Origin of the sequence: Streptomyces sp. ADMS (genome assembly GCF_033441795.1) — a bacterium.
Lineage (GTDB): Bacteria > Actinomycetota > Actinomycetes > Streptomycetales > Streptomycetaceae > Streptomyces.
In genome coordinates, this window is record NZ_JAVFVX010000040.1 from 1 (window position 1) to 15,747 (window position 15,747).

The window sequence follows — 15,747 nt, forward strand, 5'->3', positions numbered from 1 at the left end:
CGGGCACGGGCACGGGCTCCGGGCACGGGCACGGGCTCCGGGCACGGGCACGGGCACGGGCTCCGGGCTCCGGGCACGGGCTCCGGGCACGGGCACGGGCTCCGGGCTCCGGGCTCCGGGCTCGGGCTCCGGACTGGGTGGTCGGGGCTCGGGCTCGGGGCTGGGTGGGCGGGGTGGATTTTTCTCGCCCCCGCCGCCCCTGCCCGTCCCATCCGCGGGGGCTCCGCCTCCGAACCCCTGCTCCTCAAACGCCGGAGGGGCTGAAGCACCGGCCCCTCCGGTTCTCAGTCCAAGTAGCCCCGCAGCTGGTCCGCGAACGCGTGGTCCCTCAGCTTGTTCAACGTCTTGGACTCGATCTGGCGGATGCGCTCCCGCGTGACGCCGAAGATCCGCCCGATCTCCTCCAGCGTCCGCGGCCGCCCGTCCGCCAGTCCGTAACGCAGCTGGACGACCTTGCGTTCCCGCTCCCCCAGCGTCGACAGCACCGCCTCCAGGTGTTCCCTCAGCAGCAGGAACGCCGCCGACTCGACCGGCGATGCGGCATCCCCGTCCTCGATGAGGTCACCCAGCGCCACATCGTCCTCCTCGCCCACCGGCGCGTGCAGCGACACCGGCTCCTGCGCCAGACGGAGCACCTCGCTGACGCGCCCGGGCAGGAGGTCCAGGTGGGCGGCGACCTCTTCTGGGGTCGGCTCGTAGCCGCGTTCCTGGAGCATCCGGCGCTGGACGCGGACGACCCGGTTGATCAGCTCGACCACGTGTACGGGGACGCGGATCGTACGGGCCTGGTCGGCGAGGGCGCGGGACATGGCCTGGCGGATCCACCAGGTCGCGTACGTCGAGAACTTGTAGCCGCGCGCGTAGTCGAACTTCTCGACCGCGCGGATCAGCCCCAGGTTCCCCTCCTGCACGAGGTCGAGCATCGTCAGGCCGCGGCCCACGTACCGTTTCGCCACCGACACCACCAGGCGCAGGTTCGCCTCGATCAGGCGGCGCTTGGCCATACGGCCCATGACGACCAACCGGTCCAGGTCGAGGGCCAGTTGGCTGTCCAGGTCGGAGGCGAGACGCAGTTTCTCCTCGGCGAACAGGCCGGCCTCCACCCGGCGGGCGAGTTCGACCTCCTCGGCTGCGGTGAGCAGCGGGATACGGCCGATCTCGCGCAGGTACTGGCGGAAGAGGTCGGAGGAAGGCCCGCTGGTGTCGGCGCGGGTGGGGGCGCGGAGTCTTTCGACCGGCTCGATGGACTCGATGGACTCGATGGACTCGATCAGCTCGACTGGCTCGACCGGTTCCGCTGTCTCCGCCGCGTCCGCCGCGTCCGCCGCGTCCGCCGCGTCCGCCGGGGGTGTGTCCGGCTCGGGCGGGCTGTCGGGCTCGGCCGTCTCGGGGTGGTGCGCGGCACGGCTCTGCGGAGGAACGGCCGCGATGACCTCGGCGACGCCGGTGACATCCGTGGCGTCCGCGATCTCGGTCTCGGCGTCGGGCTCCGTTGCCGCGGTACTGCTGTCGGTCTGGGTGAGGGTCTGGGTCTGCACGGGGCGACCTCCAGGATGATCGCTGCTGAGGCGTACGGCAGCGGTACTCGGGGGGCGGAGTGGGCGGCCTCGCCGCTGTCCGTCCCGTACGCGTTGAGCGGAACCGCGGGGGTGTCGGACCCGTTGTGGACGGATCGGCCGCGCTCCGAGGACTCAGGCACCGGAACCCAGTGTGGAGTACGACACATCGCCGCCACGAGGGGCGTGCGACGACTTTTTGGGTCCGGTCCGTGACCGCGTGGTTACCGACGCGTCGAACCCGGGTGCTTGTTCGGGGTCCGACCTGGCACGATCGGCCTGACGCGGCCTCAGAGGGCCGCCGCGCCCCGCTCCCGCAGTGCCTGGTCGTACTGCTGGAGTACCCACAGTTCGTTCTGTACGGCGGCCAGTTGGGCCGGGTCGCCGTGGGTGGCCAGGCGGGTGTGGGTGACCTGGACCTCCTGGATACGGCGTTCCACCGCTCTGCGGCGGACCATGACCAGCTGGTCGCTCGCGTACACGTCGTCGACCGTTCTGCGCATGATCGCCTCGACCGCCAGCTCCGTCACCATGGAGCGCACGGTGTTGTCCGGGGCCACCTCACGGACGCGGACCAGGTACTCCTGGGGGTCCTGGACGCCGTACTCCGCGCCGCCCGCTTCCATGATCGCCTGGCGTACGGCCGCGTAGGGGACGGCGGTGAACTCGTCCATGCCGTAGGCGTCGAAGGCCGGGGAGACCAACTCGGGGCGCTGGAGGGCCAGTTTGAGGAGTTCGCGTTCGGTGGCGTAGACCGGGTTGCGGAGGTTCAGGGCGGGGCCCGAGGGGTTCGCTCGCGCGGTCGACTCGTACTGCTGGGTCCTGCCCTGTTGGCCGGTGGGGGCCGGGCCCTTGCCGCCCCGGTCCCGGGCCCAACGGGCCAGCTGGGCAACCCTCTTGACGACGAACTGCGTGTCCAGGATGCCGAGCATGCCGGCGAGCTGGACCGCCACCTCGTGCTGTGCGCCGCTGTTCTTGATGCGGGCCACGATCGGGGCCGCCTCGTCCAGTGCCGCCGCGCGGCCCGCCGGGGTTTCCAGGTCGTAGCGGGCGGCGATCTGGCGCAGGGCGAACTCGAAGAGGGGGGTGCGGGGTTCGGCTAGGTCGGCGACGGCCTGGTCGCCCTTCGCCAGACGCAGATCGCAGGGGTCCATGCCATCGGGCGCGATCGCGATGTAGGTCTCGGCGGCGAACTTCTGGTCGTCCTCGAAGGCGCGCAGCGCCGCCTTCTGGCCGGCCGCGTCGCCGTCGAAGGTGAAGATCACGCGGGCCGAGCCGTTGTCCATCAGCAGCCGGCGGAGGATCTTGATGTGGTCGGTGCCGAAGGCCGTGCCGCAGGTCGCGATCGCTGTCGTGACGCCGGCCAGGTGGCAGGCCATCACGTCCGTGTAGCCCTCGACGACGACCGCGCGGCTCGCCTTCGCGATGTCCTTCTTGGCGAGGTCGATGCCGTACAGGACCTGGGACTTCCGGTAGATCGCCGTGTCCGGTGTGTTCAGGTACTTGGGGCCGTTGTCCGCCTCGTACAGCTTTCGCGCGCCGAAGCCGACGACCTCGCCGCCGATGTCGCGGATCGGCCACATGAGGCGGCCGCGGAAGCGGTCGATGGGGCCTCGGCGGCCTTCCTGGGCGAGGCCGGACAGCAGGAGTTCCTTGTCCGAGAAGCCCTTGCCGCGGAGGTAGCGGGTGAGGTGGTCCCAGCCCTGGGGGCTGTAGCCGACGGAGAAGTGTTCGGCCGCCGACTGGTCGAAGCCTCGCTCGGCGAGGAACTTGCGGCCCGTGTCCGCCTCAGAGCTGGTGGCGAGCTGTTCCATGTACCACTGCGCGGCGATCTTGTGGGCCTCGACCAGGCGGATGCGCTCGCCGCGCTGGTTGGCGGGGTTGTAGCCGCCCTCCTCGTACCGCAGGGTGATGCCGGCCTGGCCTGCCAGGCGCTCGACCGCCTCGGAGAAGGAGAGGTGGTCGACCTTCATCACGAACGTGATGGTGTCGCCGCCTTCCTGGCAGCCGAAGCAGTGGAACAGTCCCTTGCTCGGGCTGACCTGGAAGGACGGTGACTTCTCGTCGTGGAAGGGGCAGAGTCCCTTGAGGTTGCCGCCGCCCGCGTTGCGCAGCTGAAGGTACTCGGACACGACGGCGTCGATCGGGACCGCGTCCCGAACCGCCTTCACGTCCTCGTCGTTGATCCTTCCGGCCACGCAGTGATTCTACGGGGGCGGACCGACAGTGCCGTGACAGTCGCGGGCCCCGCGGCGGCTACGGGACGAGGGTGTCCAGCGGTACGTGCGGGTCCGCCAGTGCCTCCGTGTCCACCTGGGACCGGGAGCGGATGAGCTGCTGGACGGTCTCTGTGACGTCCCACACGTTCACGTTCATCCCGGCCAGGACCCGGCCCTCCTTCACCCAGAAAGCGATGAACTCGCGCTTGCCCGCGTCTCCCCTGATCACCACCTGGTCGTACGAGCCCGGGGGCGCCCAGCCCGAGTACTCCATCCCCATGTCGTACTGGTCGGAGAAGAAATACGGCACGCGGTCGTACGTCGACTCGCGGCCCAGCATCGCGCGTGCCGCCGCCGGCCCGCCGTTGAGGGCGTTGGCCCAGTGCTCGACGCGCAGCCTGGTGTCGAACAGGGCGTGGTGGACGGCGGCCACGTCGCCGGCCGCGTAGATGTCGGGGTCGGAGGTGCGCAGGTGTTCGTCGACCTCGATGCCGCCACCGTACGCACGGTCGGCGAGGGTCAGGCCCGCCGCCTCCGCCAGCGCGGTGCGCGGTGCGGCTCCGATGGCCGCCAGGACGTCGTGGGCCGGGTGCTCCTCGCCGTCGTCCGTACGGGCCGCGAGGACCATGCCGTCCTGGCCGACGATCTCCGTGAGCCGGGCGCCGAAGTGGAAACGGACGCCGTGGTCGCGGTGCAGCTCGGCGAAGACGTTGCCGAGCTCGGGGCCGAGCACCGAGTGCAGCGGGGTCGACTCCGGCTCGACGACGGTCACCTCGGCGCCGTACTCACGGGCCGCCGCCGCGACCTCCAGGCCGATCCAGCCGGCGCCGGCGATCACGATGTGGCCGTTGTCGCGGCCCAGGGCGGCGAGGACGCCCTTGAGCCGCTCGGCGTGGGAGAGGCGGCGCAGGTGGTGGACGCCGGCCAGGTCGGTGCCGGGGATGTCCAGGCGTCGCGGTTCGGCGCCGGTGGCGACGAGCAGTTTGTCGTAGTGGACAAGGGTGCCGTCGTCGCCGAAACGGACCGTCTTCGCCGTACGGTCGATGTCGTCGACGGTCTGGCCGAGGTGGAGTTCGATGTCGTGGCGCGCATACCACGCCGGCTCGTGGACGAAGACGCTGTCGCGCTCCTTCTTGCCGAGGAGGTAGCCCTTGGAGAGCGGGGGCCGCTCGTACGGGTGGTCGCGTTCGTCGCAGATCAGTATCACGCGGCCGGTGAAGCCCTCCGCCCGGAGCGTCTCGGCCGCCTTGGCGCCGGCCAGTCCGCCTCCGACGATGACGAATGTCTGATCCGCGTCGACCACTTCATGCCTCCTCGTAATAACGGGTGCAGCGTGTTGCCGGTGCCGCGTGGTGCTCGTGTCCCGTGTACGGATGCCCCGTGCGGGTGTGCCGTCACATGGGGAGCGTCCCGCACGGAGTGTGATGGGGGAAGAGGGTGTGGCCCGATCAGGCCACGCAGGGTCACATTTGTGTCATATGCGGTCCGCATACGGACCACTACGGGTCATATGCGGCCCTTCAGCCGCGCGTGCAGCGAACGCGCCGACGCGTCGGTGAGGGACGCGATCTGGTCGACGATCACGCGCTTGCGCGCACGGTCGTCCACCGCCTCGTCGAACAGCGCGCGGAACTGGGGGTCCAGGCCGTCCGGGGCGCGGGCGGTGAGTGCCTCGGCCAGTTCGGCGACGACGACGCGCTGGTCGGCGCGGAGCAGTTCCTGTTCGGCGCGCTGCATCACATACCGGTCGGCTACCGCCTTGAGGACCGCGCACTCCAGGCGGGTGGCGCGCGGTACGACCAGCTCCGCCGCGTACCGCGTGAGCCTGCCGCCGCCGTACGCCGCGCGCGTGGCGCCCTCCGCGGCCAGGCAGAAACGGCCGATGAGCTGGCTGGTGGCGTCCTTCAGGCGGGCCTGGGCGACGGCCGTGCCGTCGTAGCCGTGCGGCCACCACTCCTGGTCGAGGAGACGGTCGAGGGCCTCGGCGAGTTCGGCGGGGTCGGTGTCCGCGGGCACGTAACGCCCGGTGGCGACCTGGAAGATCTCCCGACGCTCGGGCCCGGCGTGCAGGCAGTTGGGGTCGACGTGACCGGCGTGCAGACCGTCCTCGACGTCGTGCACCGAGTACGCCACGTCGTCCGACCAGTCCATGACCTGGGCCTCGAAGGTCGTCCGCGTGCCTGGAGCGCCCTGGCGGACCCAGTCGAAGACCGGTCGGTCGTCGTCGTAGACACCGAACTTCGGAGAGGCCGGGTCGGTGGGGTGGGCGCCGCGCGGCCAGGGGTACTTGGTGGCGGCGTCGAGAGTGGCCCGGGTGAGGTTGAGGCCCACGCTGACCAGGTCGCCGGCGGTTGCGGATTCGCCCGTGCCTTCGAGACGTGCACGCCGCACGAAGCGTTTGGGTTCGATCCGGGTGAGGAGGCGGAGGGACTGGGCGTTTCCCTCGAAGCCGCCGCAGTCCGCCGCGAACTCGTTGAGCGCCTGTTCGCCGTTGTGCCCGAAGGGCGGGTGGCCCAGGTCGTGGGAGAGACAGGCCGCCTCGACGAGGTCGGGGTCGCAGCCGAGGGCGGCGCCCAGTTCACGGCCGACCTGGGCGCATTCCAGGGAGTGCGTGAGGCGGGTGCGCGGGGTGGCGTCCCAGACCTGGCTTCGCGTGCCGGGCGTCACCACCTGGGTTTTGGCCGCCAGGCGTCGCAGGGCGGAGGAGTGCAGTACGCGGGCGCGGTCGCGTTGGAAGGCGGTGCGGCCTGGGCGCTTGTCGGGCTCGGCCGCCCAGCGCTCGACTGCCGTCGGGGCGTAGGCGGTGGGGGTGTTGTCGGTGGGTCCGGTGCCGTTCTCGGGGGGTCGGGGGGTGCGGGTGGTGTTGGTGCCTGTGCCTTCCATGGTTCGACAGTAAGCGCAGGTACTGACAATTGGGGCGTCCGAGTCTCGCCTGCGCGTCTGCCGGGACCTGTTCTGCTTGGGGTGCGGGGGCGTTGTGGCTGGTCGCGCAGTGCCTCGCGCCCCTGTTGGCGCGCCCCGAGATCTACGCCAGAGCCAGCGCCGGTTCCGTTGCGGGCCGGGCCGTCAGTACCTCGTCGTAGCGGTGCAGGATCAGGCGGGCCATAGCCGGGTGGGCGCCCAGGGGGGCCGCGGATATCCAGGGGGCGGCCTCGGCGCACTCCGTGGCGAAGCGGCCCGGGGCGGTGAAGTACGAGGCCACGGCGACCCGGTGGCGGCCACGGGCGGCCAGGGCACGTACGGCGTCGGGGACGGTGGGCGCGGCGGTCGTGGCGTACGCGGGTACGACGGGCACGCCCAGGCGTTCGGCGAGGAGCTGGGCGGTGCGGCGGGTGTCGATGTCCGAGTCGGGGTCGCGGGAACCCGCGGCGGCCAGTACGACGGCGCTCGACCGGCGCTCCTCGTCGGTCGTCCGGGGGCGCCAGCCGGCCTCGACGAGGCGGGCGTACAGGGTCTCGACGAGCAGGGGGTGCGGGCCGAGCGGGGTGGCCACGCGCGTGCGTGCCGATGCCGCCGCGGCCATCTCCGGAATGTCCTGCTTGACGTGGTAGCCACGACTGAGCAGCAACGGTACGAGGACGGCCTCGGCGGTGCCGAGTCCCACGAGCGTGTCCGGGAGGAGGGGCGCGTTCAGCTCGATGTGCCCCAGGTGCACGGGCAGGTCGGGGCGGAGCTCCCGGACGCGGTCGGCGAGCGAGAGGACGGTGTTCAGGGCGCGCGGGTCGCGGCTGCCGTGGGCCACGAGGACGAGCGCGGGCGGAGTGGGGCGACGGCTGCCGTCGAGCGGGACGAGGCCGAGCTGGCTGCCGAGCTGGCGGGTGATCCGGTCCATGATGTGCGCCGTACTGTCGAGGTGGGCGCCTCCGGGCGGCTGGGGGCCGGCGGGGCGGAGCGGGCTCTGCGAGGGCTGCTGGGACTCGTCGTGAACAGGGGTCGACGCCGTCATGTACCGATCGTGACGGTACGAGGTTGCCACGCCGTTGCGCGTTAATGACGGGTCTTTTCCGGGGGTTCACGGTGGGGGGCCAGGGGTGTGTGAGGTGGCGTGACCTGGGGTTTACGGAGCCCGGAGTGAAGCGGGTCACGCTGGGGGCGGTGAACCGGGGCGGTTGCGGGGGCGTCTTTCCTGGTCGAAGGCCAGCCGGGGAGGGACTCGTCCGATGAGCAGTCCGAAAGCGCGTGGAACGTGGGTGTCATCCGCGCGTTCGCGGATGCGGGTGCCCCGTACCCGGGTGGGCCAGCGGCGCGCCGTGCAGGTCGCGGGAACCTCACCGTCGTCTCCGGTCCTCCGGGAGGTCCCCGTGCCTGGTGTGTAACGGGGTGCGTTCCGGCGTGTAACACGGGCGCCGCACGCTGGGCGGTATGGAGACCTCCGTGACGCCCACGCACTGCCCGTACTGCGCCCTGCAGTGCGGTATGAACCTCACGCCGGCAGCCGGCGGGGGCGTCACGGTCTCGGAGCGCGTCGACTTTCCGGTGAACCGTGGCGCCCTGTGCGGCAAGGGTCGTACCGCGCCCGCGCTGCTGTCGCCGTCGCTGCGGCTGACCGAGCCGCTCGTCCGGCGGGACGGCGTCCTCGTACCGGCCTCCTGGGAGGAGGCGCTGGACCGCGTCGCCGAGGGACTGACCCGCACGCGTACGGAGCATGGCCCGGACGCGTGCGGTGTCTTCGGCGGGGGCGGGCTGACCAACGAGAAGGCCTACGCGCTGGGCAAGTTCGCACGCGTTGTTCTCGGTACCTCCCAGATCGACTACAACGGGCGTTTCTGCATGTCGTCCGCCGCCGCTGCCGGGAACAAGGCCTTCGGGATCGACCGGGGTCTGCCCTTCCCGATGGAGGACATTCCCAAGACCGGGTGCGTCATCCTCGTCGGCTCCAATCTCGCCGAGACCATGCCGCCCGCCCTCCGCTATCTCACCGAACTCAAGGAGAACGGGGGGACGCTGATCGTCATCGATCCGCGTCGGACCCGTACCGCCGAGCAGGCCGACCTGCATCTCGCGCCACGCCCCGGCACCGATCTCGCCCTCGCGCTGGGCCTGTTGCACCTGGTCGTGTCGCAGGGGCGCACCGACGAGGCGTTCATCGCGGAGCGGACGAGCGGCTGGGAGGAGACGCGGGCGGCGGCGATGGCCCACTGGCCGGAGTACGTGGAGCGGATCACCGGGGTGCCTGTTCCTCAACTGCGGGACGCTGTACGGATGTTCTGCGAGCCCTCCGCCGCCATGGTGCTCACGGCGCGCGGGCCCGAGCAGCAGTCCAAGGGGACGGACACGGTCGGAGCGTGGATCAACCTCTGCCTGGCTACCGGGCGTTCCGGGCGGCCGTACTCCGGATACGGGTGTCTGACCGGGCAGGGCAACGGACAGGGTGGGCGTGAACACGGCCAGAAGGCCGACCAGTTGCCCGGCTACCGCAAGCTGACCGACCCGGAGGCGCGGCGCCATGTGGCCGGCGTGTGGGGTGTCGACCCGGACTCGCTGCCGGGGCCAGGGCTGAGCGCGTACGAACTCCTCGACTCGCTCGGCACCGACATCCGCTCCCTGCTGCTGATGGGGTCCAATCCGGTGGTGTCCGCGCCCCGGGCCGCGCACATCCAGCAGCGCCTGGAGTCACTGGACTTCCTCGCCGTCGCTGATGTCGTGCTGTCCGAGACCGCCGCGCTCGCCGATGTCGTCCTGCCGGTGACCCAGTGGGCCGAGGAGACGGGCACGACCACCAATCTGGAGGGGCGGGTGCTGCTGCGCCGGCAGGCGGTCACTCCCCCGGACGGTGTCCGCAGCGACCTGTACGTGCTGCACCAACTCGCCGCCCGCGCAGGGGTGGAGAAGGGGTTCCCGGTCGACCCCGAGGAGGTCTTCGAGGAGTTGCGCCGGGCGAGCGCGGGCGGCATCGCCGACTACTCGGGGATCACCTACCGGCGGCTTGCCGAGGAGAACGGCGTCTTCTGGCCGTGCCCGGCGCCGGAACACGACAACCAGGCGGAGGAGAACCAGGCAGTGGAGAACCAGCCGCAGGGCGCCGCGCATCCCGGTTCCCCCCGTCTCTTCCTCGACCGCTTCGCGACCGACGACGGGCGGGCCCGGTTCGCGCCCGTGGTGTACCGGCCGATCGCCGAGGAGCCGGACGCCGAGTACCCGGTGCTGCTGACCACCGGGCGGGTCGTGGCCCAGTACCAGTCCGGGGCCCAGACCCGGCGGGTCGACGAGCTGAACGCCGCCGCGCCCGGACCGTTCGTGGAGCTGCACCCCCGGCTGGCCGCGCGGCTGGGTGCCGGGGAGGGGGACGCCATCGCCGTCGTGTCGCGGCGCGGGCGGGCGGTGGCGCCGGCGCGGATCACCACCGCGATCCGCCCCGACACCGTCTTCATGCCCTTCCACTGGCCGGGCGAGGGCCGGGCCAACACGCTGACCAATCCGGCCCTCGACCCGACCTCACGGATGCCGGAGTTCAAGGCGTGCGCGGTACGGCTGGAGACCGTACGCCCTTGAGGAGCGGGCCGGTTGGAGGACGTACTACCAGGTCACCGGGAGGGCACGTACGCCATGGACGGCGCGTTTCTCGTGGGCGTTCACCTCCGCCGGGGCCGTCAGCCGTAGGTCCGGCAGACGGCGGAACAGGGTGGGCAGGGCGATCTGGAGTTCGGCGCGGGCGAGGGACTGGCCGACGCAGTTGTGCAGACCGTGACTGAACGTCAGGTGGTGCTGGGTGTCCCGGGTGATGTCGAAGGTGTCCGGGTCGGCGAAGGCGCGGGGGTCCCTGTTGGCGGCCTGGAGTGCGATGACGACGCCTTCCCCGGACCGGACCGTGACGCCGCCGATCTCCACGTCCTGTGTGGCGATGCGCCGTATCCCGATGTGAACGATCGTGAGGTAGCGCAGGAGTTCCTCGACCGCTCCCGCCACCAGCTCCGGATCGGCTTGCAGTGCGGCCAGTTGGGCGGGGTGGGACAGCAGGGTCACCACACCGAGCGACAGCATGCTCGCCGTCGTCTCGTGGCCCGCGATGAGCAGCATCACGGCAAGTCCGGCCGCCTCGGCGGCGGTTGCCTCACCGGTGGCCACGCGTTCGGTCGCGAGCCTGCTCAGCAGGTCGTCACCGGGATCGGCGGTCTTGGCGGCGAGCAGTTCCATGAGGTACCCGAGCAGGGCGCCCCAGCCCGCCCGCATCGCCTCGGGTCCGTCGGTCACGGTGGCGAACGCGGCGGCCTGGCGGTGGATGAACTCCCGGTCCACATAAGGCACTCCGAGGAGTTCACAGATGACGAGCAGCGGCAGCGGCAGGGTGAAATGCTCCACCAGATCGACGTCGGGCCCCTTGGCCACCAGGTCGTCGATGAGCCGGTCGGTCAACTGCTGGATGGAGGGGCGCAGTTCCTCGGCGCGGCGGAAGGTGAAGTCGGGGATCAGCATCCGGCGCAGCCGGGTGTGGTCGGGCGGGTCCATGGCGAAGAGCTGGCCGGGGGTGGGGGGCGGCGGGGTCGGCTGAAGGCCGGGGAACCCCTCCCGCCGGTTCTCCGAGCTGAAGCGGGCGTCCGCCAGGACGGCACGGGCGTCCTCGTGCCGGGTGACCAGCCAGGGGGTGTTGCCGCCCCAGAGGGCGATCCGGCTGATCCGGCTCTGCTCGCGCAGCAGGGTGTATTCGGCGGGCGGGTCAAGGAGGGCGGTGCGCCGCATGGGCAGTGGGGGGAACGGGGTCTCGGACATGGTCGGTGTCTCCGTGTTGTTGGTGCGTGGTGGGGGTGTGGGGCGTAGGGGGTGTGGTAGGGGACGGGGGCGGGGCGGGGCGGGGCGGGAACGTAGGGCGTAGGGGGGCGTGGTCGCTGGTCGGGGCGTGGGGCGCGATGGGCGCGTACGGGGGCGTGGGCACTGGCAGGGGCGTGGTCCGGGCGTGGAACCTGGTCGGTGACTGGAGCCTGGTCGGGGCGTAGAGCGTCAACGGGGCGGGCAGCGTGGACGGCAGCTAGGGCGTAGTCGGAGCGGGCAGCAGGGGCGGGGCATGGAGCGGGGGCGGCAACTAGGGCGTAGTCGGAGCGGGCAGCGGGGGCGGGGCATGGGGCGTCAGCGGGGCGAGCAGCGCGGGCAGCACCTAGGGCGTGGTCGCCACCTTCCGCGCGGCCTGCTCCTGCGGTAGGGCCCGCGCTTACGGCGTCAGCCGGCCCGTGGCGCAGTCGGCGCCCCGGCGCGGCCGACGCCTCCGGCTCGGGCGGTGCCTCCGGCTCGGGCGGTGCCTCCGGCTCGGGCGGTGCCTGGGCATGATCGCTACCTGGGGCAGGGGCGGCGGGCTCGGTGGCTGGGGCGCCGCCGGTGCCGAGGGGCGGCTGACGCCTGCGGCAGGGTCGGTGACCGGGCGCGATCGTTGCCGTCGGCGCCTGTGGCAGGGCCCGCGCCGACGGCGTCGGCGCGGGCCCTGCCACAGGCGGTGGCCAGGCGCGGCCGACGCCTCCGGCGCGGGCGGCGTCTAGGCGCGCTCGCCTCCTGGGGCAGGGGCGCCGCCGGCGGCGTGCTCCGTGGCTGCGGTCGGGGACAGTCCGGCGAGCTTCAGCAGCAGGCCCTTGACGTCGGTGGCGGCGATGGTCTCGGTACCGTGCTCCGGTTCGGAACACAGCAGTACGGGGCCGTGGTCGGGGTCGGTCGGGAGGCGGCCGTGGCTGCCGCGGACGCCCGAGGGGTCCAGTGGGACCGTCTGCAGGCGGTAGCGGAAGCCGAGCTTCTTGCGGGCGAGTTGACCGGCCGCACGCAGCTTCACCGTCGGGACGGTGTCGTCCCACAGGAGTTCGGCGGGGTCGTAGCCGGGCTTGCGGTGGATCTCGACCTGGCGGGCGAAGTCGGGGGCGCGGTCGTCGTCGAGCCAGTAGTAGTACGTGAACCAGGCGTCGGCGTCCGCCACCGCGACCAGTTCTCCCGAGCGCTCGTGATCCAGGCCGTGGGCCGCCTTGCCCACCGGGCCCAACACCTGGTCCACACCATCGATCTCCCCGACAGTCTTGGCGACTTCGCGTACGTCGGCGGGGTCCCTTACGTAGACGTGCGCCACCTGGTGGTCGGCGACGGCGAAGGCGCGGGAGGTCCAGGGGTCGAGGTACTCCATGCCGTCCTGGGTATGCACCTCCAGCAGCCCGGCCCGGCGCAGGGCCCGGTTGATGTCCACGGGGCGGGAGACCGGGGTGATGCCGTACTCGCTGAGTGCCACCACCGTGGCGCCGGCGGCGAGAAAGTGGTCGATCAACGGGCGCAGAGCGTCGTCGAGTTGGCGGGCGGCCCGGATGGACGCCTCCGACTGGGGGCCGGAGCGCTGGGGTTCGTAGTCCATCTGCGGGATGTAGACCAGGGTCAGGTCGGGGTCGTGTTCGTCGAAGATCTGGCGGGCGGCGCCCAGGATCCACTGTGTGGAGGGCATGCCGGCGTTCGGGCCCCAGTAGGTGAACAGGGGGAAGGGGCCCAGGCGTTCGGTAAGTTCGTCGTGAAGGGCCGGCGGCCAGGTGTAGCAGTCGGGTTCCTTGCGGCCGTCGGAGTAGTAGATGGGGCGCGGGGTCACCGTCCAGTCGACGTCGGCGCCCATGGCGTACCACCAGCAGATGTTGGCGACCTTGTAGCCGGGTGCCTGTCTCCGTGCGGCGTCCCAGATCTTCTCGCCGCCGACGAGGGCGTTGTGCTGGCGCCAGAGAAGTACGTCCCCGAGGTCGCGGAAGTACCAGCCGTTGGCCACCGCGCCGTGTGTGGAGGGGGGTTCGCCGGTGAGGAAGGTGGACTGGGCGGTGCAGGTGACGGCGGGGAGCGTGGTGCCGAGGGGGGCCTGGAAGCCGCGGTCGCCGAGGGCGGCGACGGCGGGCATGTGTCGCAGGAGGGCGGGGGTGAGGCCCACGATGTCCAGGACGACGAGTCGGTTCGTGTTCGGGGTTTCGGTGGCGGGCGTCGCGGGCGTCACGGGCTTCTCAGATGTCATCAGTGGTCCTCTTTGAGGCCCAGACCGGTCAACCGGTCTCGGGCCCAGGCGAGTTCGGCGGCTATGCCGGCGGCGAGGTCGGCGGGCGGGCGGGGCAGGACGGACCAGGTGTAGGTCTCGACCTCGATGTGGTCACAGACGGCGTTCGGGCCGCCGAGAAGTCCGGTCAGGACGGTGCGCAACTGGTCGGTGGTGGTCCGCAGGGGTGGTTCGGGCTCGGCGTGCAGGGGGGCGTGGAAGTGTGTGCGCCAGGGGCTGCCGGTGCCGGCCGCCGGAAGGCCGCCGCCGTCGAGGGCGTCCGGCAGGTCGTCGACACCGACTACGTTGCCTTCGCGGACCGTTCGGGTCTGGTGCAGGAACCGTCGTTCGGCCAGCTCACGCAGGGCGGCGTGGGCGCGCGGGTCGGTCGGGTCGGGGGCCTCGACCGCGCAGGACGCCTGGAGTTTGACGACCGGCAGTCCGGCGTCGGCGAGCCGCGCCAGGGCTTCCCCGGGTTCCTCGAACTGGACGGCGAGATGGCAGGCGTCCAGGCAGACGCCGAGGTAGTCGCGGTCCACGTCGGCGAACTCCCGTACCGCCTGAGCGGTGGTCTCCACCACGCACCCGGGTTCCGGTTCGAAGCCGACTCGGATACGGCGGCCGGTGTCCGACTCCAACCGCGCCAGTCCAGAGGCGAGTTGGCCCAGCGCACGGCGGGCCGCGTTCGCGCGCTCGTCGGGCCAGGGGGTGCGCCAGCCGAGCGGGAGGGTGGAGACGCTGCCGCGTCGGGCGTCGTCGGGGAGGAGGGCGGCGAGGACGCGGGCGCAGTCGAGGGTGTAGGCGAGGCGGGCGGGGTCGGCCCAGTCTGGGAGGTAGACGTCCTTCTTGACGACCTCGCGGTGGAACCCCTCGTACGGGAAGGCGTTGAGAGTGACGGTCTCCAGGCCGCGCGCCGCCAGCTCGGCCTTGAGGGTCGACAACGCCCCGCCGTCGGCGGCGAGTTCGGTGACAGCGGTACGGGCCAGCCAGAGGCCGATGCCGAGCCGGCCGACGCCTAGCCGCTCCCGTACGGGTTCGGCGTACACGGCGAGCTGGGCGATGACCCCGGCGAGGTCCTCAGCCTGGTGGACGTTGCTGCAGTACGCGAGGTGGACGGAGGTGCCGTCGCGGTGGAAGAAGCGCACGGGCGGCTCACTCTCCCCCGCGCCGGATGGAGTTGCCCTCGAACGACGAGGTGTCGTCGGGCTTCGGCTCATCGAGGTCGAGGCGTCCGCTCTGGCCGTAGAAGGCCACGGGGTTGCGCCACAGGACACGGTCGACGTCGTCGTCCGTGAAGCCGTCCGCGAGCATCGCGTCGCCGGTCTTGCGGGTCTTCAGCGGATCCGAACTTCCCCAGTCGGCAGCCGAGTTGATGAGGACGCGGTCGAGGCCGTGCTCCTGGAGGATGCGGACCATACGGTCCTCGCTCATCTTCGTCTTCGGGTAGACGGAGAAGCCGGCCCAGCAGCCGCTGTCAAGGACCATGCCGACCGTCAGCTCGTTCAGATGGTCCAGGACGACGAGTTCGGGCGCGATGCCCGACTCCCGTACGACGTCCAGGGTCCGTCTGGTCCAGGCCGCCTTGTCGCGGTGCGGGGTGTGGACGAGGGCGGGCAGCCCGTGTTCGACGGCGAGTTGGAGCTGACGGGCGAGGGCCTCGTCCTCCTCCTTGGTCATCGAGTCGTAGCCGATCTCACCGACGGCGACGACCCGGTCCTTGGCCAGGTAGCGCGGCAGTTCGTCGAGGACGGGGAGGCAGCGCGGGTCGTTCGCCTCCTTCGGGTTGAGGGCGATCGTGCAGAAGTGCTGGATGCCGATCTGGGCAGCCCGGTAGGGCTCCCAGCCGAGCAGGGAGTCGAAGTAGTCGTAGAAGGAGTCGGGCGAGGTGCGGGGCTGGCCGAGCCAGAAGGCGGGCTCGACGACGGCCCGGACCCCGGCCGCGTACATGGCCTCGTAGTCGTCGGTGGTGCGGGAGGACATGTGGATGTGGGGGTCGAAGATGCGCATG

General features: G+C 71.6%; 10 protein-coding genes. 1 reads left to right on the forward strand and 9 read right to left on the reverse strand.

The window, feature by feature from the left end; genetic code table 11:
• Positions 1 to 284: 284 nt before the first annotated feature.
• The 5 genes from RB628_RS18855 to RB628_RS18875 all read right to left on the reverse strand — a co-directional run bounded on the left by RB628_RS18855 (position 285) and on the right by RB628_RS18875 (position 7,721).
• A complete protein-coding gene (locus tag RB628_RS18855; protein WP_412180685.1) occupies positions 285 to 1,538 on the reverse strand; it encodes an RNA polymerase sigma factor in 1,254 nt (417 codons plus the stop codon).
• Positions 1,539 to 1,846: 308 nt separating this feature from the next.
• Complete coding sequence (dnaG, locus tag RB628_RS18860; RefSeq protein ID WP_318321644.1) at positions 1,847 to 3,754, reverse strand: DNA primase; 1,908 nt, start codon at positions 3,752 to 3,754, stop codon at positions 1,847 to 1,849.
• A 58-nt stretch (positions 3,755 to 3,812) separates the two neighbouring features.
• Positions 3,813 to 5,078: an NAD(P)/FAD-dependent oxidoreductase gene (locus RB628_RS18865; RefSeq protein WP_318321645.1), complete on the reverse strand. Its 1,266-nt coding sequence runs from the start codon at positions 5,076 to 5,078 to the stop codon at positions 3,813 to 3,815.
• 203 nt (positions 5,079 to 5,281) lie between these two features.
• Positions 5,282 to 6,658 carry a deoxyguanosinetriphosphate triphosphohydrolase gene (locus RB628_RS18870; protein ID WP_318321646.1) on the reverse strand — a complete coding sequence of 459 codons (1,377 nt, stop codon included), beginning with the start codon at positions 6,656 to 6,658 and terminating at the stop codon, positions 5,282 to 5,284.
• A 142-nt stretch (positions 6,659 to 6,800) separates the two neighbouring features.
• Complete coding sequence (locus RB628_RS18875; protein WP_318321647.1) at positions 6,801 to 7,721, reverse strand: sirohydrochlorin chelatase; 921 nt, start codon at positions 7,719 to 7,721, stop codon at positions 6,801 to 6,803.
• Between the two features lie 416 nt (positions 7,722 to 8,137).
• Here RB628_RS18875 and RB628_RS18880 point away from each other — a divergent pair, with 416 nt between their 5' ends.
• A complete protein-coding gene (locus RB628_RS18880) occupies positions 8,138 to 10,267 on the forward strand; it encodes a molybdopterin oxidoreductase family protein (protein ID WP_318321648.1) in 2,130 nt (709 codons plus the stop codon).
• 24 nt (positions 10,268 to 10,291) lie between these two features.
• Here RB628_RS18880 and RB628_RS18885 read toward each other — a convergent pair whose 3' ends face one another.
• The 4 genes from RB628_RS18885 to RB628_RS18900 all read right to left on the reverse strand — a co-directional run bounded on the left by RB628_RS18885 (position 10,292) and on the right by RB628_RS18900 (position 15,746).
• Positions 10,292 to 11,482, reverse strand: a complete 1,191-nt coding sequence (locus RB628_RS18885; protein WP_318321649.1) for a cytochrome P450 — start codon at positions 11,480 to 11,482, stop codon at positions 10,292 to 10,294.
• A 754-nt stretch (positions 11,483 to 12,236) separates the two neighbouring features.
• Entirely contained in the window at positions 12,237 to 13,721 is a 1,485-nt protein-coding gene (locus RB628_RS18890) for an alkaline phosphatase family protein (protein ID WP_318321650.1), read from the reverse strand.
• Positions 13,721 to 14,884, reverse strand: coding sequence for a metabolite traffic protein EboE (eboE, locus tag RB628_RS18895; protein ID WP_318321651.1), 1,164 nt, complete (start codon positions 14,882 to 14,884; stop codon positions 13,721 to 13,723). The genes RB628_RS18890 and eboE overlap by 1 nt, the downstream gene beginning before the upstream one ends.
• A 7-nt stretch (positions 14,885 to 14,891) precedes the next feature.
• Positions 14,892 to 15,746, reverse strand: coding sequence for a TatD family hydrolase (locus tag RB628_RS18900; RefSeq protein ID WP_318321652.1), 855 nt, complete (start codon positions 15,744 to 15,746; stop codon positions 14,892 to 14,894).
• Between the last annotated feature and the right edge of the window lies 1 nt (position 15,747).

Excerpts from the sequence above, each read along its gene's own strand:
- RB628_RS18870 (WP_318321646.1), bottom strand. The coding sequence starts at position 6,658 with ATGGAAGGCACAGGCACCAACACCACCCGCACCCCCCGACCCCCCGAG.
- RB628_RS18885 (WP_318321649.1), bottom strand. The coding sequence starts at position 11,482 with ATGTCCGAGACCCCGTTCCCCCCACTGCCCATGCGGCGCACCGCCCTC.
- RB628_RS18900 (WP_318321652.1), bottom strand. The coding sequence starts at position 15,746 with ATGCGCATCTTCGACCCCCACATCCACATGTCCTCCCGCACCACCGAC.
- RB628_RS18880 (WP_318321648.1), top strand. The coding sequence starts at position 8,138 with ATGGAGACCTCCGTGACGCCCACGCACTGCCCGTACTGCGCCCTGCAG.
- RB628_RS18875 (WP_318321647.1), bottom strand. The coding sequence starts at position 7,721 with ATGACGGCGTCGACCCCTGTTCACGACGAGTCCCAGCAGCCCTCGCAG.
- RB628_RS18890 (WP_318321650.1), bottom strand. The coding sequence starts at position 13,721 with ATGACATCTGAGAAGCCCGTGACGCCCGCGACGCCCGCCACCGAAACC.